General features: G+C 51.4%; 21 protein-coding genes. 13 read left to right on the plus strand and 8 right to left on the minus strand.

The window, feature by feature from the left end; all coding sequences use genetic code 11:
• The first annotated feature begins 46 nt into the window (after window positions 1-46).
• On the plus strand, window positions 47-1,669 hold the full coding sequence (locus ACMGDE_RS13600; RefSeq protein WP_436833354.1) for an ABC-F family ATP-binding cassette domain-containing protein: 1,623 nt from the start codon (window positions 47-49) through the stop codon (window positions 1,667-1,669).
• 13 nt (window positions 1,670-1,682) lie between these two features.
• Here the strand turns inward: ACMGDE_RS13600 and ACMGDE_RS13605 are convergent, their stop codons facing one another.
• Window positions 1,683-2,240 carry a hypothetical protein gene (locus ACMGDE_RS13605; RefSeq protein ID WP_436833355.1) on the minus strand — a complete coding sequence of 186 codons (558 nt, stop codon included), beginning with the start codon at window positions 2,238-2,240 and terminating at the stop codon, window positions 1,683-1,685.
• Window positions 2,241-3,245, minus strand: coding sequence for a DNA polymerase III subunit delta (holA, locus tag ACMGDE_RS13610; RefSeq protein ID WP_436833458.1), 1,005 nt, complete (start codon window positions 3,243-3,245; stop codon window positions 2,241-2,243).
• 45 nt (window positions 3,246-3,290) lie between these two features.
• Here holA and ACMGDE_RS13615 point away from each other — a divergent pair, with 45 nt between their 5' ends.
• The 5 genes from ACMGDE_RS13615 to ACMGDE_RS13635 all read left to right on the plus strand — a co-directional run bounded on the left by ACMGDE_RS13615 (window position 3,291) and on the right by ACMGDE_RS13635 (window position 8,129).
• On the plus strand, window positions 3,291-3,746 hold the full coding sequence (locus ACMGDE_RS13615; RefSeq protein WP_436833356.1) for a type I restriction enzyme HsdR N-terminal domain-containing protein: 456 nt from the start codon (window positions 3,291-3,293) through the stop codon (window positions 3,744-3,746).
• Window positions 3,747-3,922: 176 nt separating this feature from the next.
• Window positions 3,923-4,618, plus strand: coding sequence for an ATP-dependent Clp endopeptidase proteolytic subunit ClpP (gene clpP, locus ACMGDE_RS13620; protein ID WP_436833357.1), 696 nt, complete (start codon window positions 3,923-3,925; stop codon window positions 4,616-4,618).
• A gap of 2 nt (window positions 4,619-4,620) precedes the next feature.
• The gene (gene clpX / locus ACMGDE_RS13625) at window positions 4,621-5,868 is read left to right on the plus strand and encodes an ATP-dependent Clp protease ATP-binding subunit ClpX (protein WP_436833358.1); all 1,248 of its coding nucleotides are present in this window, start codon (window positions 4,621-4,623) and stop codon (window positions 5,866-5,868) included.
• 67 nt (window positions 5,869-5,935) lie between these two features.
• Window positions 5,936-6,757: an AMP nucleosidase gene (locus ACMGDE_RS13630; protein ID WP_436833359.1), complete on the plus strand. Its 822-nt coding sequence runs from the start codon at window positions 5,936-5,938 to the stop codon at window positions 6,755-6,757.
• A 10-nt stretch (window positions 6,758-6,767) separates the two neighbouring features.
• On the plus strand, window positions 6,768-8,129 hold the full coding sequence (locus ACMGDE_RS13635) for a pyridoxal-phosphate dependent enzyme (protein WP_436833360.1): 1,362 nt from the start codon (window positions 6,768-6,770) through the stop codon (window positions 8,127-8,129).
• A gap of 64 nt (window positions 8,130-8,193) precedes the next feature.
• Here ACMGDE_RS13635 and ACMGDE_RS13640 read toward each other — a convergent pair whose 3' ends face one another.
• From ACMGDE_RS13640 to dnaB, 5 genes are all read right to left on the minus strand, one after another.
• Window positions 8,194-8,829 carry a YceI family protein gene (locus ACMGDE_RS13640; protein WP_436833361.1) on the minus strand — a complete coding sequence of 212 codons (636 nt, stop codon included), beginning with the start codon at window positions 8,827-8,829 and terminating at the stop codon, window positions 8,194-8,196.
• 109 nt (window positions 8,830-8,938) lie between these two features.
• The gene (gene murA / locus ACMGDE_RS13645) at window positions 8,939-10,264 is read right to left on the minus strand and encodes a UDP-N-acetylglucosamine 1-carboxyvinyltransferase (protein ID WP_436833362.1); all 1,326 of its coding nucleotides are present in this window, start codon (window positions 10,262-10,264) and stop codon (window positions 8,939-8,941) included.
• On the minus strand, window positions 10,261-10,932 hold the full coding sequence (locus ACMGDE_RS13650; RefSeq protein ID WP_436833363.1) for a DUF4290 domain-containing protein: 672 nt from the start codon (window positions 10,930-10,932) through the stop codon (window positions 10,261-10,263). Before ACMGDE_RS13650 ends, murA begins: the two co-directional genes overlap by 4 nt.
• Window positions 10,933-10,956: 24 nt before the next feature.
• On the minus strand, window positions 10,957-13,227 hold the full coding sequence (locus ACMGDE_RS13655; protein ID WP_436833364.1) for an ATP-dependent helicase: 2,271 nt from the start codon (window positions 13,225-13,227) through the stop codon (window positions 10,957-10,959).
• A 62-nt stretch (window positions 13,228-13,289) separates the two neighbouring features.
• Entirely contained in the window at window positions 13,290-14,867 is a 1,578-nt protein-coding gene (dnaB, locus tag ACMGDE_RS13660) for a replicative DNA helicase (RefSeq protein ID WP_436833459.1), read from the minus strand.
• A gap of 710 nt (window positions 14,868-15,577) precedes the next feature.
• Here dnaB and ubiE point away from each other — a divergent pair.
• From ubiE to ACMGDE_RS13680, 4 genes are all read left to right on the plus strand, one after another.
• Window positions 15,578-16,315, plus strand: a complete 738-nt coding sequence (ubiE, locus tag ACMGDE_RS13665; protein WP_436833365.1) for a bifunctional demethylmenaquinone methyltransferase/2-methoxy-6-polyprenyl-1,4-benzoquinol methylase UbiE — start codon at window positions 15,578-15,580, stop codon at window positions 16,313-16,315.
• Window positions 16,312-17,085: a type IX secretion/gliding motility protein PorT/SprT gene (porT, locus tag ACMGDE_RS13670; protein ID WP_436833366.1), complete on the plus strand. Its 774-nt coding sequence runs from the start codon at window positions 16,312-16,314 to the stop codon at window positions 17,083-17,085. Before ubiE ends, porT begins: the two co-directional genes overlap by 4 nt.
• Before the next feature lie 95 nt (window positions 17,086-17,180).
• Window positions 17,181-17,954, plus strand: coding sequence for an SDR family NAD(P)-dependent oxidoreductase (locus tag ACMGDE_RS13675; RefSeq protein ID WP_436833367.1), 774 nt, complete (start codon window positions 17,181-17,183; stop codon window positions 17,952-17,954).
• Between the two features lie 19 nt (window positions 17,955-17,973).
• Window positions 17,974-19,773: a M61 family metallopeptidase gene (locus ACMGDE_RS13680; protein ID WP_436833368.1), complete on the plus strand. Its 1,800-nt coding sequence runs from the start codon at window positions 17,974-17,976 to the stop codon at window positions 19,771-19,773.
• On the opposite strand, the gene ACMGDE_RS13685 is transcribed toward ACMGDE_RS13680, so the two are convergent.
• A complete protein-coding gene (locus ACMGDE_RS13685; protein ID WP_436833369.1) occupies window positions 19,770-20,267 on the minus strand; it encodes a hypothetical protein in 498 nt (165 codons plus the stop codon). The genes ACMGDE_RS13680 and ACMGDE_RS13685 overlap by 4 nt on opposite strands.
• 157 nt (window positions 20,268-20,424) lie before the next feature.
• Here ACMGDE_RS13685 and ACMGDE_RS13690 point away from each other — a divergent pair, with 157 nt between their 5' ends.
• The 3 genes from ACMGDE_RS13690 to ACMGDE_RS13700 form a co-directional block, all read left to right on the plus strand.
• Complete coding sequence (locus ACMGDE_RS13690) at window positions 20,425-22,185, plus strand: AMP-dependent synthetase/ligase (protein WP_436833370.1); 1,761 nt, start codon at window positions 20,425-20,427, stop codon at window positions 22,183-22,185.
• The gene (locus ACMGDE_RS13695) at window positions 22,175-23,131 is read left to right on the plus strand and encodes a YihY/virulence factor BrkB family protein (protein WP_436833371.1); all 957 of its coding nucleotides are present in this window, start codon (window positions 22,175-22,177) and stop codon (window positions 23,129-23,131) included. Before ACMGDE_RS13690 ends, ACMGDE_RS13695 begins: the two co-directional genes overlap by 11 nt.
• 275 nt (window positions 23,132-23,406) lie before the next feature.
• A partial coding sequence (locus tag ACMGDE_RS13700; protein WP_436833372.1) for a hypothetical protein occupies window positions 23,407-23,675 on the plus strand: 269 nt, incomplete at its 3' end.

The following is a 23,675-nucleotide window of genomic DNA, read 5'->3' on the forward strand; positions in this document are numbered from 1 at the left end:
CGTACTGCATTTCGTACGTCATATTTAAAACCGTACCTTTGCACCCATGATTAATGTATCGAATCTATCGCTTCGTTATGGCAAGCGGGTGTTGTTTGAAGACGTCAACCTCAAATTCACACAGGGCAACTGTTATGGTATTATCGGGGCGAATGGCGCCGGCAAATCCACATTCCTGAAAATCATTTCCGGCGACGTAGACCCCACCACGGGTTCGGTCAGCTTCACGCCCGGGGAGCGGATGGCGGTATTGAGCCAAGATCACTACGCATTTGATGAATTTCCGGTCATTGAAACGGTGCTGATGGGCCATCAAGACCTTTATAAGGTCATGAAAGAAAAGGATGCCATCTATACCAAGGAGGATTTTACCGATGCCGATGGCGAGCGCGCCGGCGAGCTGGAAGCCAAATTCGCGGAGATGGATGGTTGGAATGCCGAAAGTGATGCCGCTACCCTACTGAGCAACCTGGGCATTGATGAAAGCCTGCACTATAAACATGTGAAAGAGCTGGATGGTAATCAAAAAGTACGGGTGTTGCTCGCCCAGGCCCTGTTTGGCAATCCGGATATCCTGCTGCTGGATGAGCCGACGAACGACCTGGACATCAATACCATCGCCTGGCTCGAAGATTTCCTGGCCGGTTATGAAGCCATTGTATTGGTTGTCTCGCACGACCGCCACTTCCTCGATTCGGTCTGTACGCACGTAGTGGACATTGATTTCAGCAAGATGACCATCTATACGGGCAATTATAGCTTCTGGTATGAGTCCAGCCAATTGGCGCTGAAGCAACGTACTGATCAGAATAAAAAGATGGAAGATAAAGTGAAGGAGCTACAGGAATTCATCCGCCGCTTCAGCGCCAATGCTTCCAAATCCAAGCAGGCGACCAGCCGAAAAAAGGCACTGGAAAAAATCAATCTCGACGACATCAAACCCTCCAACCGGAAATATCCGGCGATCATGTTCAACACCATGGCGCGGGAAGCGGGCGACCAGATCCTGCAGGTGGAGAAACTGGGCAAGGTCTTGAATGGCGAAACGCTCTTCAGCGATGTCAACTTCATGGTCAATAAAGGCGACAAAATCGCCCTGCTTTCGCAGAATAGTTTGGCCACCACGGCGTTCTATGAAATTCTGACGGGGCGCGACAAAGATTACATGGGCAGTTTCAAATGGGGCGTCACGATCAGTATTGCCGATATTCCGATGGATAACAGTGCCTATTTTGAAGGGAAAAACGAAAACCTCATTGACTGGCTGCGGGAATATTCCTCGGCAGACAAAGACGAACAGTTTATCCGCGGATTCCTGGGCAAAATGCTGTTTTCCGGTGAAGAGGTGCTGAAGAAATCATCCGTGCTTTCGGGCGGCGAGAAGATGCGTTGCATGTTTTCCCGGATGATGCTGCAACAGGCCAACGCGTTGCTGTTGGATGAACCGACCAACCACCTTGATCTGGAATCCATTACGGCGCTCAATAACGGGATGAAGGATTTCAAAGGCAGCATCCTGTTCACCTCACGTGACCACGAGCTGACGCAAACCGTGGCTAACCGCATCATCGAGCTTACACCCGGTGGCATCATCGACAAGTTGATGAGTTATGACGAGTACATCAACAGCCAAACGGTCGCGGAACAGCGGGAGGCGATGTACGCGTAAAACAGATGGGTCATCAATGCACAAACAGACCGATCGTGATGAACACGTTATGCTGGCTGAATGCATGGTCGAAAAAGCGCGAATCAAACTGTTGAAACCCATAACCGGCACTGAACAACAGGTCTGACCCCTCGGCCAACAGATGACCGTAGGTCAGGCCTGCTTTGGCGACCGCCCCCCTGAAGTAATTGCTGCCAATACTGGGCGCATACCCGGCATTGGCCAATACGCCAAACGTGCCGAAGGGCGACAGCCGGGTCAGGGGCACCCTGAAATCCGCGAATATCGGCAAGGTATTGACGCCGCGGGTAGATCGGCTGCCATCCGCCAACGTCGTGCGCCCCCGATAAACGTCCGTACCGATACCAAGCCCCAAATACATGCGGTCATAAAAATTACGTCCAAAAGCAAATTGGAATTGATAGCCATGCATCGGAGGTTGATCACCGGTGGTGGCCAGGCCAACGATGCCGCCGGCGTGCAACAGCGTGTAGGTGCCACGGCGCTGAGCGTGACTGTGGAAAGATAAGCAGATCAATAACGCGACGAGCGCGAGCGAGTAACGATTCATTTAATACAGGATTTTATACACCAATTCTTTGAGCAGATCGCCCTGGTCCACGTTCACGGCATTCAATCCCTTCGATTTCAGGTCATACTCGCGCAGGTAAGCCACGATATCGAAGGTTTTCCGGCGGTTGTAGCTCCGCGCCGCTAGGTCGTATTCTTTGGTAAAAAAAGGATGTACACCCAATTCCCGTGCTACCAGCTGCGGCGACTTATCCGGGAGGTAATGGTATTTCAGTATTTTCGTGAAATAGCCCGCCATGGCACCCAGTATGACCTGTATGGGATTGCTGCGCGGATTGGCAGCAAAATAATTGACAATCTGGAACGCCTTAGCGGTATCCCGCCTAGCCAAGGCCGTATTCAGCTCGAAGACATTAAAATCTTTGCTAATGCCGATGTTGTCCTCAATATCCTTCGCAGCGATCTCCTGCCCCTTGGGTACATTGAGCATCAATTTTTCCAGCTCATTGACCACCTTGGAGAGGTCATTGCCCAGGTACTCCGCCATGAGGGCTGCAGCCTGCGGATGGATGCTCCATCCCCGGTCTTTTACAAACGCATTGATCCAGGGCGCAATCTTATCGTCATACAGCTTCGCCGATTCCAGCACGACCCCTACTTTTTCTGCCAGCTTATAGCTCTTCTTCCGCTTATCAAACTTGGCATATTTATGCGCCAGCACCAGCACCGTGCTTTTCATTGGATTATCCAGGTACCCCAAAAACAGGTCGTCGTCCTTCCACTTCAGGTGTTGCGCTTCCTTGATGATGATCACTTGGTAGTCGCTCATCATCGGATAGCGCTTAGCCGCATTCACAATGGTCACGAAATCCGTGTCTTTGCCATAGAGCACCGTTTGGTCAAACCCTTTTTGCGCATCATTGAGCACCTGCTCCTCGATGTAGTCGCTCACCAAATCAATATAATAGGGCTCTTCCCCATGCAGCAAGTACACTGGCCGGAGGTTGTTGTTCTTGATATCGGCTATAATTTTATGGGCACCCATCACCGGTTCCGTCTTTAAGTTTGCCAAATTAACTATTTTTGCAATATGTTCACGCCGATACCCCTCAATTTACCCGCGTACAAGGCTAAAATCCAGCAAGACGGGTCGAGGTGGTTCATTTTTGACGAGTTACGAAAAAAGAATCTGGTGCTCACGCCCGAGGAATGGGTGCGCCAGCATTGGATACAACACCTGATCCATACCAAAAAATATCCCCGGTCGCTCATCAAAATCGAAGGGGGACTTACGCTCAACGACATGCCCAGGAGAAGCGATTTGATCATCTATGATACACTGGGCAATAAAATCCTGCTGGCGGAGTTCAAGGCGCCTGCTGTCAAGATCACGCAAGCGGCATTTGATCAAATCGCCCGTTATAACACCGTGCACCGGATCCCTTTTCTACTGGTCAGTAATGGGCTGCAGCATTTCTATTGCCGCATCGATTTTGAGCAAGGCGGCATCACCTTTTTGAATGATTTGCCTGATTATATCTCCTGAACTGACTCGCATGGCGAGTCATCCAGACAGTCTGGCAGTATCCCTGCCCCCATTTTGACAGGCAAGGCGCAGCACCCGGGTGGTGGCTCGATGTTTGTCTAACAAGGATAATACCAGCGGTATACAAAAAAATTGGACGAAATAACCTATCTTAGCACATTAATATTACATCAAACATGAGTATCGATAAAAACGAGTTTAGAAAATATGCAATTAAGCATCACCGCATTGGCAGCCAGCATGTCGATGGTTTCATTTCCCGTGTAGAACATAAAATGCCTGCGTCCCTGACGCCGTATATCATCGAAGAACGGCAATTGAATGTGGCGCAAATGGACGTGTTCTCCCGGCTGATGATGGACCGGATCATCTTCCTCGGTGATGCCGTAACCGATCAGGTGGCAAACATCATACAGGCGCAGCTGCTGTTTTTGCAATCTGCCGATGCCAGCCGTGATATCCAGATCTACATCAATTCACCCGGTGGTAGCGTATACGCAGGTTTGGGCATCTATGATACCATGCAATACATCACACCCGATGTGGCGACCATCTGTACGGGCATGGCTGCTTCCATGGGAGCCGTATTGCTGTGCGCTGGCGCCAAGGGCAAGCGGGCAGCCTTGTCCCACTCGCGGGTCATGATCCACCAACCGTCTGGAGGCGCTCAAGGCGTAGCATCCGATATGGAAATCAACCTTCGTGAGATGCTTAAACTCAAGAAAGAATTGTATGAAATCATTTCGCAGCACTCCGGCAAGGACTTTGAATGGGTCGAGAAATCGTCGGACCGCGATTATTGGATGACCTCTTCGGAAGCCAAAGAGCACGGCATGGTGGATGAGGTGCTGGTTTCCAAAAAGGAAAAATAAAGATGGCAAAAAACATGAAGGAAGTGACTTGTTCGTTTTGTGGTATTCGGAAACAGGATGCACTGATGCTGATTGCTGGTGACGGCGCACATATTTGCGACCGTTGCATCACGCAAGCCAGTGAAATACTGAGCGAGGAGATGAATCTCCGTAAAAGCAAAGCACTGCAGACCACCTTGAAGTTGATACGGCCTGTAGAGATCAAGGAACACCTTGACCAGTATGTCATCGGCCAGGACGATGCCAAGAAAGTGATGGCGGTATCGGTGTATAACCATTACAAACGGCTCAACCAAAAGGTAGACAAAGACGAGATCGAGATCGAAAAATCGAATATCATCATGGTGGGCGAGACCGGTACCGGCAAAACCCTGCTGGCCAAAACGATCGCCAAGATCTTGAATGTTCCTTTTTGCATCTGCGATGCCACCGTATTGACAGAGGCAGGTTATGTGGGAGAAGACGTAGAAAGTATACTGACGCGCTTGTTGCAGGCTGCCGACTACGATGTGGCCGCTGCGGAACGCGGCATCATCTACATCGATGAGATTGATAAGATCGCCCGCAAAAGCGATAACCCATCCATTACACGAGACGTGTCCGGTGAGGGTGTACAGCAGGCCTTGCTGAAAATTTTGGAGGGTACCATTGTCAACGTCCCCCCGCAAGGCGGACGCAAACACCCCGACCAGAAAATGATCGCGGTGAACACGAACAATATCCTGTTCATCTGCGGCGGGGCGTTTGATGGCATTCAAAAGAAAATAGCCAACCGCCTGCGCACGCAAACCATCGGATACAAGGTCAATAAAGATGATGTCGATATCGATGTAAACAACTTGTATAAATACATCACACCGCAGGACCTGAAAAATTATGGGCTCATCCCCGAACTCATTGGCCGGCTGCCGGTGCTGACGTATCTTAACCCCCTTGACAAGGGCACGCTGCTGAACATCCTGACCGAACCCAGAAATGCGTTGATCAAACAATACCGGAAGTTGTTTGACTATGAAGGCGTAACCCTCAAATTCGACCAGGATGTTTACCAATTCATCGTCGATAAAGCCGATGAGTTCAAACTCGGTGCCCGGGGGCTTCGCTCGATCTGTGAAGCCATTATGCTGGATGCCATGTTTGAAATTCCCTCTGCCAAGAGCAAAAACGAACAGAAGGAGCTGTACATATCGCTCGAATATGCCAAGCACAAATTCGAGAAGTCCGATTTGAAGAAGCTCAAAGCCGCATAACGATCCCCCCGCCAAAAACGGGGGGATTTTTAGTATATTTGTACTGCTCCCGTTTAACTGTAAGGCTATGCCAAAAGAAAAAATGAAAGCGGTACAGAGTCCCCTCAAGCCAGGACTGAAAACCAAGGAAGAAATCGTGAACAATTGGTTACCCCGATACACCGGCCGCCCGCTGGATGAATTCGGGGAGTATATCCTGCTGACCAATTTTTCGAACTACGTCCGGCTGTTTTCGGAGATGCACGGAAATGCACCCATCTTGGGAATTGACAAACCCATGCAAAGCGTGACAGCCGAGGGCATTACCATTATCAATTTCGGGATGGGCAGCCCGATGGCCGCCACGGTCATGGACCTGCTTTCGGCCATATCCCCCAAGGCGGCGTTATTTCTGGGCAAGGCCGGCGGCCTGAAGAAAAAGAATAAGATCGGCGATCTGGTGCTTCCCATTGCCGCCATCCGCGGCGAAGGTACATCAAACGACTATTTCCCCCCGGAAGTACCGGCGCTCCCGGCTTTTGCATTGCAAAAGGCGATTTCGACCACCATCCGTGACCATTCGCTTGACTACTGGACAGGTACGATCTATACCACCAACAGGCGGGTATGGGAGCACGACAAGGAGTTTAAAAAATACCTCAAAAGTATCCGGGCCATGTTGGTCGATATGGAAACGGCCACGATCTTCTCGGTCGGTTTCGCCAACAAAATTCCCACGGGTGCCCTGTTGCTGGTATCCGACCAGCCCATGGTACCCGAAGGTGTAAAAACCGTAGAAAGCGATTCCAGCGTCACGGCCCAGTTCGTAGAGACACACCTCACCATCGGCATCGAATCGCTGCGGCAACTCATTAATAACGGGCTGACGGTAAAACATTTGAAGTTTTAAGGAGCGGATTATGTGGTACAATAATATATTGGAAACCATTGGCAACACGCCATTGGTCAAGCTTAACAAGATCACCAGCGGCATAAAAGGCACCGTGTTGGTCAAAGTAGAAACCACCAACCCCGGCAATTCCATCAAAGACCGCATGGCGGTAAAGATGATCGAGGATGCCGAGGCGGCTGGACTGCTCAAACCGGGGGGCACCATCATCGAGGGTACGTCGGGTAATACCGGTATGGGACTGGCCATCGCAGCGGTGATCAAGGGATATAAATGCATTTTTACCACTACAGACAAGCAGTCCAAGGAAAAGGTCGATGCGTTGCGCGCTTTCGGTGCAGAAGTAATTGTATGCCCCACCAACGTCGACCCCGAAGATCCCCGCTCCTACTATTCCGTATCCAGCCGTTTGGAGCGCGAAATACCCAATTCCTGGAAAGCCAACCAATACGACAATCTCTCGAATACCCAGGCACATTACGAGCAAACCGGTCCGGAGATATGGGAACAGACAGCGGGCAAGATCACCCATTTGGTCGTGGGTGTGGGCACCGGCGGCACCATTAGCGGCGTGGGCAAATACCTGAAAGAGAAAAATCCCGCCATACAGGTATGGGGCATTGACTCCTATGGTTCTGTATTCAAAAAATACAAGGAAACAGGCGTTTTTGATAAAGACGAGATATACCCCTACATTACCGAGGGCATCGGCGAAGATTTCCTGCCAAAAAACGTTGATTTCGACGTCATCGACCTGTTCGAAAAAGTGACCGATAAAGATGCCGCGCTGATGACCCGCCAAATCGCCCGCCAAGAAGGCATTTTTGCCGGAAATTCAGCAGGAGCTGCCGTTGCCGGATTATTGCAGCTTCGAGACAAGCTCAGCAACGATGCCGTAGTGGTCATTATTTTCCATGATCACGGATCGCGCTACATGGGCAAGATGTACAATGACGATTGGCTCCGCGAGCGCGGCTTCCTCCGGGACGAAAAACTGACGGCGCAGACCATTCTCAAAAAGCGCGGCGATGTACCCATCGTCACCGCCGATGTGGAGCAGTCGGTCATGGAAACGTTTAACATGATGAAAACGCTCAACATCTCCCAGATACCCGTCACGCAAAAAGGAATGGTTATCGGCAAAGTAACGGAATCCGACATCCTTCATGCCCTGCTGGAGAATCCCTCCTTGAAATCCGCCAATGTAGAAGCCATACGCACCGCTCCATTTCCGTTCGTAGACCTCCGCACATCCATTGATAAGCTATCATCATTCATCCACAAAGATAACCAGGCCGTACTCGTGGAAGACGAATACGGCCATCTGGCCATCATTACGCAATACGACATTATCAACGCCATCTCGGGTTGACCCCAAAAAAGGAGCCCGGACAGCGTTGTCGCTGTCCGGGCTCCTTGATGCTAGCGCATATACCCTATGCCCCCGCGACCAAAGTCACTTTCAGGTTAATCTCTTTGCTGATCAGATCATCCGCCTGACCGGTATACGTGATTCCCCAATCTTCCCGCGCGATGTTGAAGTCTGCAGTGGCTTTCACCGCCGTAGCACTCGCTTCTGCCACATTTGCGTCAAATGTGATGTTCTTGGTAATCCCGCGGATGGTCAGGTTGCCGGAAATGGTCGCGGTACCGGCAGTAGCCCCTTCTTTCACCGCAGTGATCTCGAACGTCGCCTCAGGGTGATTTTCGACATCAAAAAAATCAGCCGATTTCAAATGCCCTTCCAGTTTGCCTTTATATTCTCCCTCCAGGTCATGGTTGGTGATGGTCGTCAGGTCAATGACAAAATTGCCCCCCGTGAGCTTTCCATCACTTGCCGTCAGCGTCCCCGATTTGATTTTTACATCACCATGATGTTCGCCGCTCACCTTGCGGCCGGTCCACTCCACTTTTGAAGCCGCGGTATCCACACTTAGTCCTGAGCCTGCGGTGGCGGCGGCGTCTACGGTTTCCAGGGTATCCGAGGTTTCCGCCTTTTTTCCTTCCGGGTTGCTTACGCACGACGCCAATAGGCAGGCGCCTGCAACGAATGATAACACTACTTTTTCCATGGTTTTAATGATTAGTAATTAAATGATGAACATGATCTGATGCAAAAATATAACGTCACTTCAAATTTATTGCACAGCAATAGTAACAATCAACCGGCCGATTTGTTTCTCAGTGCGACAGCGGATTGGCGTCAACACGCTTGATGTCGGCCCCCAGCGCGCGCAACCGGGATTCAATATCCTGATACCCCCGTTCGATCTGTTCGATATTATGGATAATGGATTTACCGGGAGCAGACAGGGCAGCAATCAATAGAGACACGCCGGCCCTGATATCCGGCGAAGTCATTTCGATACCCCGTAGTTTGAACGCTTTATTCAGACCGATCACGGTCGCGCGGTGCGGATCGCACAGAATGATCTGTGCCCCCATATCGATCAATTTGTCGACAAAAAACAACCTGCTCTCGAACATCTTCTGATGAATAAGCACATTCCCCTTCGCCTGAGTAGCAACCACCAATACGATGCTCAGCAAATCGGGTGTAAAGCCCGGCCAAGGCGCATCGGCAATCGTGAGGATGGATCCGTCAATGAAGGTATCGATCTCATAACTGCTTTGAGCGGGTATGTAGATGTCATCACCCCGCAGCTCGAATTGAATACCCAGTTTGGCAAAAACACTCGGAATGATACCCAGTTCATGGAAGTGTACATCTTTTATCGTGATCTCAGACCCCGTCATCGCGGCCAATCCGATGAACGAACCGATCTCGATCATATCCGGCAGCATCCGGTGTTCGGTGCCGCCCAGACGGTCTACCCCTTCAATCGTCAGCAGGTTGGAACCGATCCCGGTGATCTTCGCCCCCATCCGGTTCAGCATCTTGCACAGCTGCTGCAGATAGGGTTCGCACGCGGCATTATAAATGGTGGTGGTGCCCTTCGCCAGCACGGCCGCCATCACGATGTTAGCCGTGCCCGTCACCGAGGCTTCATCCATTAGAATATAGGTACCGGTCAGGTTGGTGGCATCCACATTGAAGAAATGGGCATCCGCGTCATATTGAAACCTGGCACCCAGCTTTTCGAAACCCAGAAAATGGGTATCCAACCGACGACGCCCGATTTTGTCACCACCCGGCTTCGGTATCGCCGCCCTTCCAAACCGGGCCAGCAGCGGTCCCACGATCATGATCGAGCCGCGCAGGCCGCCGCCCTTGCTCTTAAATTCAGCAGATTTGAAGTAGTCGAGGTTGATATCCTGGGCACGGAACACATAGGTGTCCTTGCTTTGCCGGGTCACCTGTACGCCCAGATCACCCAGCAGTTCGATCAGCTTATTGACGTCCTTGATGTCGGGCACATTGCTGATGGTCATGGCTTCGTCCGTCAGCAACACGGCCGACAGGATCTGCAGCGCTTCGTTCTTAGCTCCTTGCGGGATGATCTCACCCTTCAGTGGCTTCCCGCCGTGAATCTCGAATGCATTCAATGCTTCTTCTTTTTCTTTTGTTGTTGCTGCTGTTGCTGCTTTTTGCCTTTCCCGTTACTATTCTGCTGCGGTGCGCTCCCGCCTTTTGTCCGGCTGCCCGGAGGCGGGGTTTTGAAGTCAAGCTTCGTGAGGCTCACATCCGGTCCCAATTCCAGTTCACCGTTTGACAGCTCCTTGAGGCCATCCACGATGAATTCATCCTCTACCGAGTCCTTATTCCAGGTCACATAGGCCATTTTCATGAAGTTGGCGATCGCCTGGGTCATCGCGCTTTTTTTCTCGGGGTCCGCGATCAACTTCGCCCGTTCGATCATTTTTTCGACCGTGTGGCCATAATGCTTATACCTGATCCGGTGTTGCGGATAGTCCAGCAGCTCCGGCTTCGGATGAATGGCGTCCCGCTCCGGAATCGGATAGGGCGAGTCTACATCAATCTTAAAATCCGATATGATGTGGAGGTGATCCCAAAGCTTATGCTTAAAATCGGCCACGTCTCGGAGGTGCGGGTTGAGGAACCCCATCATATCAATGACGACCTGTGCATGGAGGTTGCGCTCTTCCTTCGTAGGCAATGTGCAGATATAATCCACCATGTTTTGTACGTTCCTCCCGTACTCTGCCAAAATCAGTTTTGGCCTGGTACTATTGTAATCGAATGTTGTTTCCATAAATTTTATAACCCCTTTTTTGCCTTATCCCACAATTCTTAATTTCGCAAATTTAAGCAACAATTGCTTCTGCCCCAATTCTTTGAAGAAAATAGTTGCTTTCACATCATTTTTATTCCCCTCGAGATTGATCACCTTGCCAAAACCGAAGCGTTCATGCTCTACTTCCATGCCTACTTGCAAGTTGCTGGTGTCCGACGGCGCAAACCCCGGTGTCGGCGTATGTGCCTTGGGCAGCATCGAAGTGGTTTTGGGTATCGTTTTCGGCTTCGGCTTCGTGAAAATATCGCGCTGGCCCCATGCCTGCCGCTCATCACCAAAGGATGCCGCGCTTTCGGGCACGGCCCTCGGTTTAAAATCCAATTCGAGGTAAGCCGGATTCAATTCATCCAAAAAGCGGCTTGGTTCACAATTATTCAATGTCCCCCAGCGATAGCGTGACGTTGCATAACTCAGGGTGAGCTTCTTTTCCGCGCGGGTTACCGCCACATAAAACAGGCGGCGTTCCTCTTCCAATTCACTTCGCGAGTTGAGTGACAATTGCGATGGAAAAAGGTTCTCTTCCAAGCCCACGATAAACACATGCGGAAACTCCAGCCCCTTGGAAGCGTGGATGGTCATCAGCGATACCGTATCCGCGTTGGGGTCCTTGTCATTATCGTCATTCGTCAGCAAGGCCACATCCTGCATGAAGACATCGAGCCCTTTCTCTTCGATATCCTCCCGCTCGCTGAATTCCTTAATGCCGTTGAGCAGTTCCTGGATGTTTTCATACCGGCTTAGCCCTTCCACCGATTTATCTTCATACAGATCCTTCAATATACCCGAGTGCTGGGCAATATGCATGGCTGCATCAAAGGCCGAATGATTTTTGGCCACCACCTGGAATCCCTGTACCATGGTTGCAAATACCCCCACAACCCCGGCGCTACGCCCATCCAGGTAGGTCGTCGCATTGCCGATGACATCCCATAGCGTTACCTGATGCTGATCCGCGGCAATCAAGATCCGGTCTACCGTCGTGTCGCCTATCCCCCGGCGCGGATAGTTGATCACCCGCTTGATCGCCTCCTCGTCGTTCGGATTGAATGTCAGCCTAAAATAAGCGATCAGGTCCTTGATTTCCTTTCGTTGGTAGAAAGACGTGCCCCCATATATCTTATACGGCACATTGATTTTGCGCAGCGCTTCCTCCATGGCACGCGACTGGGCATTGGTACGGTATAAGATGGCAAAGCTGCGGTACTTCCATCCCGTGAGCGCACGTTCCTGCGCAATGGCTTCTGCCACGATTTTACCCTCTTCATTGTCGCTGAATGCCCTCAGCACCTTAATCTTTTCGCCCGTTTCATTCTCCGAGAATACGTGCTTCTTCAGCTGGTTCTTGTTATTGGCAATGATGCTGTTGGCCGCATTGACAATATTCTGGGTAGAGCGGTAGTTCTGTTCCAGCTTGAAGACTTTCAGGTCGGGATAATCCTTTTCGAAATTCAGGATGTTCTGGATGTTAGCTCCGCGAAATGCATAGATGCTCTGCGCATCATCGCCCACCACACATATATTCTCATTGATGGCGGCCAATTTGCGGACAATCAGGTACTGGGAAAAATTGGTGTCCTGATACTCATCCACCATGAGGTATTTAAACTTATGCTGGTATCGGTGCAACACTTCCGGAAATTCGCGAAAGAGCACGTTGGTTTTGAACAGCAAATCATCAAAATCCATGGCCCCTGCCTTATAGCAGCGCTGCGTATAGGTGAGGTAAATCTGCCCCAGCTGTCCCCTGCCATTGGAATGATCGTCTGCCTGTATCTGTTCGTTGTTCGTATATTCCTGCGCGGATATGAGGTTATTTTTGGCTGAAGAAATCCGGTTATAGACAAAACTCGCGTTATACAGCTTGTCATCCAGCTGCATTTCCTTCAGGATACTGCGGATGAGGCTCTTGCTATCATCGGTATCATAGATGGTAAAATTACGGGGGTAGCCGATGTGCTCCGCCTCCACACGCAGGATCTTGGCAAATACGGAGTGGAAGGTACCCATCCAGATATTCTTGGCCTCACCGCCCACCACCTTCATAATGCGATCGCGCATTTCCTTGGCCGCCTTATTGGTAAACGTCAGCACCAAGATATGGAAGGGGTCTACGCCACGGTGCACCAAATGGGCCACCCGATAGGTGATCACCCGCGTTTTGCCCGAGCCTGCTCCGGCCACGATCATCACCGGCCCTTCCGTTTGCTCTACCGCGGCCCGCTGCGAAGGGTTTAAACCTGCTAAATAGTCCAAATTCCTGTTCCTCTTATGTCTTTTCCGATTGAGGCGTAAAGGTACGAAATTGCAGGGAGAAGCTAAAATGGCGAATCATCGCTCATGTCATTCATCCGTGACTGCCGGACGATGCTCCCCGGCTGGTCGAACGAAGCGGACGGGGCGATACCGGAGGAGAATGCTCCCGAATCAGCGAAGCCTTTATCGCCGAAGGAAAAGTCTTCTTCCAAGTCGGTGAATTTGACATACTTGCCGATGAACCTCAGCTGCACAGTGCCCGTTTCTCCATTCCGGTGCTTGGCAATGATCACTTCACCTACGCCAGCCGTCGGGCGGCCGGCTTCATCTTCCGTGAGGCCGTAATATTCCGGACGGTAAAGAAACAGCACCATATCGGCATCCTGCTCGATGGAGCCCGACTCACGCAAATCCGAAAGCATGGGGCGCTTGCTTCCTCCCGGACGGCTTTCCACCGCGCGGCTCAGTTGCGAAAGCGCGATGACCGGAATGTTCAACTCCTTGGCTACCGATTTCAATGACCGGGAGATGCTACCGATCTCCTGCTCGCGGTTGCCGCCCTTGCCGTCGTTCTTGCCATGCATCAGCTGCAGGTAATCTACGATCACCATTTGGATATCGTACTGCGCCTTGAGCCGACGGCATTTGGCCCTGAACTCGAAAATATTAAGCGCAGGCGTGTCATCAATGAGCAGCGGCGCTTCCGTCAGCCGCCCGATCCGGGAGTGGAGCTGCGTCCACTCATGGTCGGCCAGGTTGCCCTTGCGGAGTTTCTCCTGTTCGATTTCGGTTTCCCCCGAGATCAGACGATTGACCAGCTGCACAGAAGACATTTCCAGTGAGAACACTGCCACGGGCTTGCCGTGATCCACCGCCGCATTGCGCGCACAGCTCAGCACGAAAGCCGTCTTACCCATGGCCGGACGGGCCGCCACGATCACCAGATCCGAAGGTTGCCAGCCAGAGGTCATCCGATCCAGCCCGGTAAAGCCCGACGGCACGCCCGTGAGGCCGTCCGTGCGGTCGCGGAGCGTTTCCAGCGACTCTACCGCCTCCCGCATAATATCATCCATTTTGCGGGTATCCCGCCGCAGATTGTTTTGGGCGATATCAAACAAACTTTTCTCCGCATGGTCCAGCAGATCAAATATATCTGTCGTATCCTCGTACGCATTGGTGATGATCTCGGTAGACACTTTAATTAATTCGCGCTGGATATATTTCTGCGAAACGATACGGGCATGGTATTCAATGTTTGCCGCAGACACCACCCGGTCGGTCAGCTGCGTAATGTAATACGCGCCGCCGACCAATTCCAGGGCACCCATTTTACGCAATTCGGCCGTCACCGTTAGCAGGTCTATGGGAGAGGTTTTTTGAAACAGGTTGTATATTGCCTCGAAAATCTTCTGGTGTGCCTCTACGTAGAACGTCTCCGGCTTGAGGATATCGATCACCTCCGTGAGCGCATTCTTCTCCAGCATTAGCGCGCCCAGCACGGCTTCCTCCAAATCGACCGCCTGAGGGGGCACCTTCCCCAATCCGCTCACTAAATTATTCAGTCTGCCACGTCGTTGGGCAAATGTCCCACGTGATGGATTATTAGCTTGGTTAGCAGCATATTCGTTCTCGTCAGTCATCATTAGATCTATATCGCTTCAATAATTGTGCACTTAAAACAAGGTAGAATTGACCCGCGGTTTACCCCCGGCTTGCTGCTCCGAAAACCAGCAGAGCAAATGTATGTATTTTTAATAGCCACGCGATGAACAAGTTCTGAACAGCTCGTTCACAGTGGTTTTTTTACCACTCGTTTCACCTTGAGCCAAGCATAATTAACAATATACGTTATTAACACCAACTGTGCAAAAAATGTTAAAAAAATCAAACAGCCACTGAAAAACAACACGTTGCAAGCCTGTTAATAACTTCCCGAATTGTTAATTTAACCAAAAAAAGATTTAATGCCGCTGCAAAATCACTTCTTTTCGATACCCCTTGATTATCAATCCATAGCACGAAAATCCTTAACAATTACTTAACACTAGTAGGTGTTCGGCGGTATCCCGGTAGCGGATATTGATCGTGGGGTGACCCGCTTGGGTTCGGCTTGAGTGCTTACTACTGGTTTGTCCCGCTCCCGGCCGGGGTTCGGTGCACCTGAACCGCAGTAAACCTCGACTAAGGAGTTGACCAACCCCCAAACAAGACCCGGTCAATGTCCGAAGCCGTACCCAAGCCGTCTCCAACACGTCTCCGGGGTTATAAAAAAACAATAAATCCGACACAAATATGAACTCTTAGCTTACGCGTTCGTCTTTTCGCCTCAAACATAATATCTTTGCCTATCATGACGACATCCCAAACAGTAAAGCCCTATCAAGACACCGATACCGACAAAAAACAACAGGTGGCCGACATGTTTGACAACATTTCGGGCACCTACGACTTCCTCAACCATTTCCTGTCGCTTGGCATCGACATCCTTTGGCGGAAAAAGGCCATCCGCGCACTGAAATCGACCAAGCCACAATACCTGCTGGACGTGGCAACGGGCACGGGTGATTTTGCGCTGGAGGCGATCAAACTGCTCAAGCCCCGCAAGGTGACCGGTGTCGACATCTCGCAGGGCATGCTGGACATCGCCAAGGATAAGATCGCGAAAAAAGGTCTCGATCATGTTTTTGACGTGCAGTTGGGTGATTCGGAAAATCTGCCATTCGCAGATGATTCGTTTGATGCGGTGACGGTGGCTTTCGGCGTGCGCAACTTCGAAAACCTCGAAAAGGGCCTCACTGACATCTGCCGGGTCCTGAAACCCGGGGGCAAGGCCGTCATCCTCGAATTTTCGAAGCCGCAGGGGTTTCCGGTGAAGCAACTCTATCACTTCTATTTTACACGCATCACTCCGTTCGTCGGCAAGCTATTTTCCAAAGACTACCGGGCATACAGCTACCTGCCGGAGTCGGTCGCGCAGTTTCCTGATGGACAGTCTTTCGTGGATATCCTGCGCCGCGTGGGGTTCAGCGATACCATACGGCGCCCGCAGACATTTGGCATTTGCACCATCTACATCGGCACCAAATGAATCGGCAGTATCCAACGCGCATCGCCGCAGCAATTTGCTTGTTTGTGCTGATATACGCCCCTACCAGCGCCCAACAGCGGTTCGAACGGTGGGGAGGCGGTGTGGATGACGAACAGCTTCATTTTGGCTTCAGCTTTCATTATGTGCAAGCGGATTACAAGATTGCGCTAAAGGACGACTGGCAAACCCCTTATCGCGATCAACCAAACAGTTCGTTTAATGCGGATTCGCTGTATGGGGTATATTCACCGTTTTATGGCGGCGTGGGACTGGGATTGCTGGCGGATTTGAAGCTTTCCGAAAATGCAAACCTGCGGTTTACGCCTTCGTTGGTGTTTTCGAACAAATCGGTCAACTACCGGTATACGCCACACGCTGTCAATGAGCATGAACGCCTGCTCACGGCATTGGTGCGGGCGTCGTATATTGATCTGCCCCTGCTTTTTAAGTTCAAATCAGACCGCAAGGGCAATTACCGCGGCTATTTGATTGGCGGGGGGAAGTATTCCATCAATGTGGTATCCGGCAAACGATATGAAGATGCAAACCTCGCGGCCATCGAAAAACTGCTGAAAACAAAGCCGGGTTATTTCTCTTATGAAGCAGGCATCGGGTTCGACCTCTATTTTGATTTCTTCAAGATGTCGCCCGAAGTCCGATGGGTACAAAGCATCGGCAACCTGCTTGACGCACGGGAACCGAATATGTATAATCACCCGATACAACGGCTGATGCTACGGAATTTCCAGATCAGCCTGTTTTTTGAATGAAGGAAAGTAAAAAGTAAAAAGTAAAAAGTAAAAAGTAAAAAATTGGCTGACGTCTAATGTCTCAAGTCTAATGTCTAACGTCTCATGTCTCAATCATGTCTAACAAAAAAATAGCATTCATCACCGGGGCAAGTGCCGGCATCGGCGAAGCGTGCGCGGCTGTATTCGCCCGTGAAGGGTACCGCCTATTGCTCGCCGCCCGCCGCATCAACCGCCTGGAAGCGCTGGCTGCCCGGCTTGAAGAAGCATACGGAATCGACAGCCACCTATTGGCGCTTGATGTCCGCGATGCCGAAGAGGTGTTTACCACCTTCAGTAACCTGCCCGGAGAGTGGCAGCAGGTAGATGTGCTGGTCAACAACGCGGGCCTGAGCCAGGGACTCGACCCGATTTACGGAGGCGATATCGGCGATTGGGACCGCATGATCGACACGAATGTCAAGGGACTGCTGTATGTGACCCGTGCAGTGGTACCCATCATGGTGGCACGGCAAACCGGGCACATCATCAATATCGGCTCGATCGCGGGCAAAGAAGTGTATCCCAACGGCAATGTTTACTGCGCCACCAAACACGCCGTCGATGCGCTCACCAAAGGCATGCGCATCGATCTGCTGGATAAGCACGTCAAAGTGACCGCCATTCACCCGGGTATGGTGGAAACTGAGTTTTCGGAAGTGCGCTTCAAGGGCGACAGGGAGCGCGCTGCGGCGGTATATGACCGGCTCGAACCGCTCGTAGCCGAAGATGTTGCCGAGGCGGTGTGGTTTGCTGCATCGCGGCCAACACATGTCAACATTAATGACATGGTCATCATGCCGACTGCACAGGCCAACGCTACCACCACTGTCAGACGAAATCATCCGTGACCCACTTAATTACCGTATCATGAACAACATTTATCCCCGTTTATTACTGATCTTTATGACTATCGCCACCTCTGCATCCGCTGCACCACGCATTCATTTTGAAGTTTCCTTTAAAGAACCGCAGGCACATTATGCTGAAATCAAAATGGAAATCGCAGACCTTCGAAAGGATTACATCGACGTAAAAATGCCGGTGTGGACACCCGGATCATATCTAGTGCGTGAATATTCGAAACATGTGGAAGGTTTTGAGGCCTGCGCAGCCGATGGCACACCACTGAAGGTTGAAAAGATAAGCAAGAATACCTGGCGCATTGCATCGGACAAAACCAACCATGTCACAGTCAACTATCGCATATATGGTTTTGAGGTATCCGTGCGGACCAACTTCATCGATGATGCGCATGCCTTTTTGTCGCCTGCGGCAACGTTTATGTATGTGGATGGGATGATCGACCATCCCGTGGAGGTGACGGTGGTGCCGCATCCCTCGTGGTCTAAGGTTTCAACAGGGTTAGACCCTGTATCCGGCATGGCCAACACCTATCATGCCGCTGATTTTGACATTCTGTTTGACTCGCCGATCGAAGTGGGCAACCAGGATGTGTTTACCTTTGAAGCAGCGGGCGTCCTTCATGAGATCGCCATGGTAGGTGGGGGCAACTATGATAAGGAACGCCTAAAACGGGATTGCGCGATTATTGTGGAGCGCGCGACCGGGGTTTTCGGCGTCAATCCGAATAAACGTTATGTGTTTATCGTGCATAACTTTCAATCGGGCGGCGGCGGACTGGAACACCTCAACTCCACGGTATTGGGCGCCACCCGGAATGGCTACCAAAACGAACGTTCGTATGTGGGGTTCCTTGGGCTGGTGGCCCACGAATACTTCCATTTGTGGCACGTCAAGCGGCTTCGTCCGATCGCGCTTGGTCCGTTTGATTATGACCAGGAGAATTATACCACATCGCTATGGATCATGGAGGGCTTCACCGCGTACTTTGACAATCTGCTCCTCCGGCGATGCGGCTTCCTGAGCGAGAGCAGTTATCTACAGGCCTTGTCCAACGACGTCAGCACGGTTGAAAACAAAGCGGGAAACGACATCCAGCCGGTCGCACAGGCCAGTTTCGATGCCTGGATCAAATATTACCGCCCGGATGAAAATTCGGCCAACACCAGCATTTCTTATTACAACAAGGGCGCATTGCTGGCCATGGCGCTCGATGTTAAAATCCTCGCGGCAACACAGGGGCAAAAGCGCTTGGATGACGTATTGAAGGCGGCTTACGAGGAGTTCTATGTCAAGAAAAAACGTGGTTTTGAGGAGCCTGAGTTCCAAGCATTGATCGAGCAGATCGCTGGCGTGTCAGTGGCCGATATCTTCCAGGCGGCATACACGGTGGAACCGATCGATTATAACCGCTATTTGAACGCCATCGGGTATGAATTAACCGATCACAATAAAGCGCGTGAGCTGCCCGATCTGGGTATCACCACGTCCGTCAGTGATGGGCGCGTGGTCATCACCGGCGTAAACCGGGGCACCGGCGCTTGGGATGCTGGCCTCAACGTGCGGGATGAACTGATCGCCATCAACGGCGAGCGCCTGGATGCCAACGGAAAGGAACTAAACCGTGCCTTACAAGCAGCGTCGATAGGCGATAACCTACAGGTGCTGATCGCAAGGGACGGCAACGTGCGGGAATTGACCGTCACGCTAAAAAGGGACACCAAGGGGGCATTCAGCATCGTACCGCTGCAAAACGCCACGCCCGAGCAGGAACGCTTGGGTAAAATCTGGTTGTCGTTGGATTAAAACACAAACCGTATCGACAGTCCGATCCCGTCAAACCGAACGCCTGATTCTGGCGTGAGTTCCATCGTGGGTTTCCAGTCCAAGGATAGGTTGATGGGTGCGGTCGGGATTTTATAATCAGCGCCGATCACGCCGTCAAAGCTCCATGCCAGTCCCCCATCATCGGTATCTTTATAACGATAGCCGCCCAAGCCGCCGCCAAAGCCATAATACCACCTCAAGCCCGGTACGTCAACAAACATCACCGGCTGGTGGATCTCGTATAATCCCAACACTTTGAAAATGGTGAAATTCCGATTCCCCTGGAAATTGACGATGCCATCAATCGCATGGCTGTCATTGAGAAAGTGCTTATACGTAATCCCATTCGCAACGCCAAAGCGTCCCCCAATGGCTCGTGAGTAAGTCGTCGTGCTATCCTGGGCTGCTGCACGGTGGTGCATCATTCCGAAAAGCGCAATAATGGCAAATAAGGCAAACTGTTTTTTGTTCATGCCGCAATTTGCGCAAAACAAATGCCAATGTTCGACCGCATCGCCACGATGTCAGATATTTGTTAAACATTAGGAAATTCCTGAATTATTGTTAATTTTAGCTATGTCTTTTACTGAATTGATGGACACTGAATTATAAACCAAACAGCTTAACGATATGGCAGCTCCAACGCGTATCTTCGATATTTTATCCAATTACGAAACCCATCATGCGAAGTCGGTGATGGTTGCCGGCAAAGCGAACGGGACCTGGACAAGCTACAGCACCGATGAGTTCTTGGATATCGTGGATAACCTGAGCAAAGGACTGGTTGCCAAGGGGGTGGAAAAAGGTGATCGGATCGCCTTGATGTCGGCGAACCGACCCGAGTGGAACTTCTGTGATTTTGCAATCAATCAACTCGGCGCAGCCATCATACCCCTGTACCCCACGCTATCCGGTCAGGACCTTGCTTTTATTATCAATGACGCGGCGCCGAAGATCATCTTGGTGAGCGATGCCGACCTCTACGAAAAAATCAGGGTCGCCTTGGAGACGGATAAATTAGACATTCCGATCTACTCATTTGACCCCGTCAGCGATGTACCGTCTTGGCGACAGTTGATCGACGAGGGCAAGCAGCACGATGCTGATCTCGCTTCCTACCGCGATGCGGTCAAACCGGATGATTTGCTTACACTGATCTACACCTCGGGCACCACCGGCAAACCCAAGGGCGTGCTCCTCTCTCACAAAAATGTCTTGACGAATGTCTACGACTGCTATCACCTATTGCCCGATTATTTCAAGAAGGCACTCAGCTTCCTGCCGCTTTGCCACATTTTTGAGCGCATGGTCGTGTATTTATACTTTGCGAAGGGTGTCGAAATTCACTATGCCGAAAGCCTGGATACCATCGTGGCCGACATCAATGAGGTAAAACCGGATGGATTCACAACCGTGCCACGGCTGCTCGAAAAAGTATATGATCGGATCGTCGCCAAGGGCAAGGAACTCCGCGGACTGAAGAAGCACATCTTCTTTTGGGCGTTGAACCTGGGGCTCATCAATAAGGAGCCCGGCAATAATGGTGCATGGTTCAATATCAAACTGGGCATTGCCCGCAAGCTGGTCTTCAGCAAATGGCAGGGCGCATTAGGCGGAAACATTAAGCTTATTATTTCGGGCGGCGCCGCCCTCCAGCCGCGGTTGGCCCGGGTATTCTGGGCTGCCGATATACCCGTATTGGAGGGGTATGGCCTCACCGAAACCTCGCCCGTCATTGCCGTGAATAGTCTGGAAAAAGGGGGCGTCAAATTCGGCACCGTGGGCAAACTCCTCAAAAGCGTGGATGTCAAAATTGCCGCAGATGGCGAAATCCTGTGCAAAGGCCCCAGCATTTTCACCGGTTACTACAAAAACGACGAGGCTACCGCCGAAGCGATAGACCAGGAAGGTTATTTCCATACGGGCGATATCGGCGAGTTAGACCAAGCAGGGTTCCTGCGCATCACCGATCGCAAAAAAGAAATGTTCAAAACCGCTGGCGGAAAATACGTCGCTCCCCAAGCCCTGGAAAACAAATACATGGAGTCGACGCTGATCGCCCAAGTGATGGTCGTCGGCGAAAACCGGAAATTCCCTTCGGCGCTCATCGTGCCGGCGTTTGATGTGCTCGAAAACTGGTGTAAGCTGAAAGGCATCCCCTCCGGGTCCAAGGAAAAGCTGGTTGAACATCCGGCCGTCATCGAGAAATATCAACGCGAGCTTGACCGGCTCAATCAGGGTTTCGGGCAGTGGGAAAAAGTGAAGAAATTCGTGTTGCTACCAAAAGAATGGACCATCGACGCCGGTGAACTCACACCTAAACTAAGCTTAAAACGCAAGGTGATCTTACAACGGTACGAAACCGAAATAGAACGCATGTATGAAGTATAAATTGTTCAAAAAATCGTTCTACAAAGAAGTCTTCGGATTACTCGGCGACACCTTTTCGGAATTCTCCAAAGACAGCGCTATGAAAATGAGCGCCTCGCTCGCCTATTACACCATATTTTCCATCGCCCCGTTATTACTCATCGTCATTTGGCTGGTCGGATTCTTCTATGGAGAAATACTCGTCAGCGAGCACGATGCGAGCGCTGAAGTCTTCAGGGAGTTCGCCAATATATTTGGTCCGGAAACCGCCACACAAATCCAGCAAATCATCCAAAACATCCGGCTGTCGGACAAATCAGGCATGGGCATCGCGATCGGAATCGGCACCCTGGTGGTCGGCTCCACCACCATCTTCATCGAGATACAGGATTCGCTCAACCGGATATGGGGGGTACGTCCCAAACCCAAAAAAGGCTGGCTCAAGATGTTGCTCAATCGCGCCGTCTCCTTTTCCATGGTGCTCGGTCTGGGTTTTCTGCTGATCGTATCCCTCATCGCCAATGGAATTATCGTCGCGCTCAGTTCACAGATTACCCGATTCCTTCCCGACATCTCCGTCATCTTAGTTGAGTGGATCAATATGGGCCTCACCTTTTTAGTCATCACCTCCCTATTCGCGTTTATCTTCCGGTTTCTTCCCGATGCCCGCATGCGCTTCAACGACGTCGCCGGCGGCGCGATCTTTACGTCAGCGCTTTTTATGCTGGGCCGCTACCTGATCGCGATCTACATGAAATACAGCGCGCCAGCCTCCGCCTATGGCGCTGCCGGGGCGATTATTGTGTTGCTCCTTTGGATCTATTACTCAGCCGCCATCCTCTACTTCGGAGCCGAATTTACCAAAGTATATGCCTTGCGGTATGGCAGAGGCGTATGGCCATCTTCCTATGCGGTGAAAGTCATTACCCAAGAACAGGAAGTAGTAGGTGAACCGATAAAGAAGTAACTGGTCGCTCGCCGCGGGGCGTTACTTTCTTCCGAAGAAAGTAACCAAAGACTCGCCGCTGTGCCCAGCTGCTAAGGTCGGTAGTGCCTCCCACTGCTTACCGCAGCTGACCAAGGCGGCATCTAAAGGTGAACGGAGGTTTTCTGCCACCCGTCTCAGTGGATTCAGGCGGCTTGCAGACGAGACCTAGGAATTGGAAGCGAAGCGACCCGGATCCAGTCGAGGAGCAACCGCCTGATCCAACCCCCACCAACCCCCCCAGTGATTCAGGCGGCTTGCAGACGAGACCTAGGAATTGGGAGCAAAGCGAACCGATTCCAGTCGAGGAGCAACCGCCTGATCCATCCCCCACCAACCCCGCCAATGATTCAGGCGGCTTGCAGACGAGACCTAGGAGACGGAAGCGAAGCGACCCGGATCCAGTCGAGGAGCAACCGCCTGATCCATCCCCCACCAACCCCGCCAGTGATTCAGGCGGCTTGCAGACGAGACCTAGGAGACGGAAGCGAAGCGACCCGGATCCAGTCGAGGAGCAACCGCCTGA

Source organism: Parapedobacter brassicae, assembly GCF_051400755.1.
GTDB lineage: Bacteria > Bacteroidota > Bacteroidia > Sphingobacteriales > Sphingobacteriaceae > Parapedobacter.

Excerpts from the sequence above, each read along its gene's own strand:
- ACMGDE_RS13600 (WP_436833354.1), top strand. The coding sequence starts at position 47 with ATGATTAATGTATCGAATCTATCGCTTCGTTATGGCAAGCGGGTGTTG.
- ACMGDE_RS13605 (WP_436833355.1), bottom strand. The coding sequence starts at position 2,240 with ATGAATCGTTACTCGCTCGCGCTCGTCGCGTTATTGATCTGCTTATCT.
- holA (WP_436833458.1), bottom strand. The coding sequence starts at position 3,245 with ATGGGTGCCCATAAAATTATAGCCGATATCAAGAACAACAACCTCCGG.
- ACMGDE_RS13615 (WP_436833356.1), top strand. The coding sequence starts at position 3,291 with ATGTTCACGCCGATACCCCTCAATTTACCCGCGTACAAGGCTAAAATC.
- clpP (WP_436833357.1), top strand. The coding sequence starts at position 3,923 with ATGAGTATCGATAAAAACGAGTTTAGAAAATATGCAATTAAGCATCAC.
- clpX (WP_436833358.1), top strand. The coding sequence starts at position 4,621 with ATGGCAAAAAACATGAAGGAAGTGACTTGTTCGTTTTGTGGTATTCGG.
- ACMGDE_RS13630 (WP_436833359.1), top strand. The coding sequence starts at position 5,936 with ATGCCAAAAGAAAAAATGAAAGCGGTACAGAGTCCCCTCAAGCCAGGA.
- ACMGDE_RS13635 (WP_436833360.1), top strand. The coding sequence starts at position 6,768 with ATGTGGTACAATAATATATTGGAAACCATTGGCAACACGCCATTGGTC.
- ACMGDE_RS13640 (WP_436833361.1), bottom strand. The coding sequence starts at position 8,829 with ATGGAAAAAGTAGTGTTATCATTCGTTGCAGGCGCCTGCCTATTGGCG.
- ACMGDE_RS13650 (WP_436833363.1), bottom strand. The coding sequence starts at position 10,932 with ATGGAAACAACATTCGATTACAATAGTACCAGGCCAAAACTGATTTTG.
- dnaB (WP_436833459.1), bottom strand. The coding sequence starts at position 14,867 with ATGACTGACGAGAACGAATATGCTGCTAACCAAGCTAATAATCCATCA.
- ubiE (WP_436833365.1), top strand. The coding sequence starts at position 15,578 with ATGACGACATCCCAAACAGTAAAGCCCTATCAAGACACCGATACCGAC.
- porT (WP_436833366.1), top strand. The coding sequence starts at position 16,312 with ATGAATCGGCAGTATCCAACGCGCATCGCCGCAGCAATTTGCTTGTTT.
- ACMGDE_RS13675 (WP_436833367.1), top strand. The coding sequence starts at position 17,181 with ATGTCTAACAAAAAAATAGCATTCATCACCGGGGCAAGTGCCGGCATC.
- ACMGDE_RS13680 (WP_436833368.1), top strand. The coding sequence starts at position 17,974 with ATGAACAACATTTATCCCCGTTTATTACTGATCTTTATGACTATCGCC.
- ACMGDE_RS13685 (WP_436833369.1), bottom strand. The coding sequence starts at position 20,267 with ATGAACAAAAAACAGTTTGCCTTATTTGCCATTATTGCGCTTTTCGGA.
- ACMGDE_RS13690 (WP_436833370.1), top strand. The coding sequence starts at position 20,425 with ATGGCAGCTCCAACGCGTATCTTCGATATTTTATCCAATTACGAAACC.
- ACMGDE_RS13695 (WP_436833371.1), top strand. The coding sequence starts at position 22,175 with ATGAAGTATAAATTGTTCAAAAAATCGTTCTACAAAGAAGTCTTCGGA.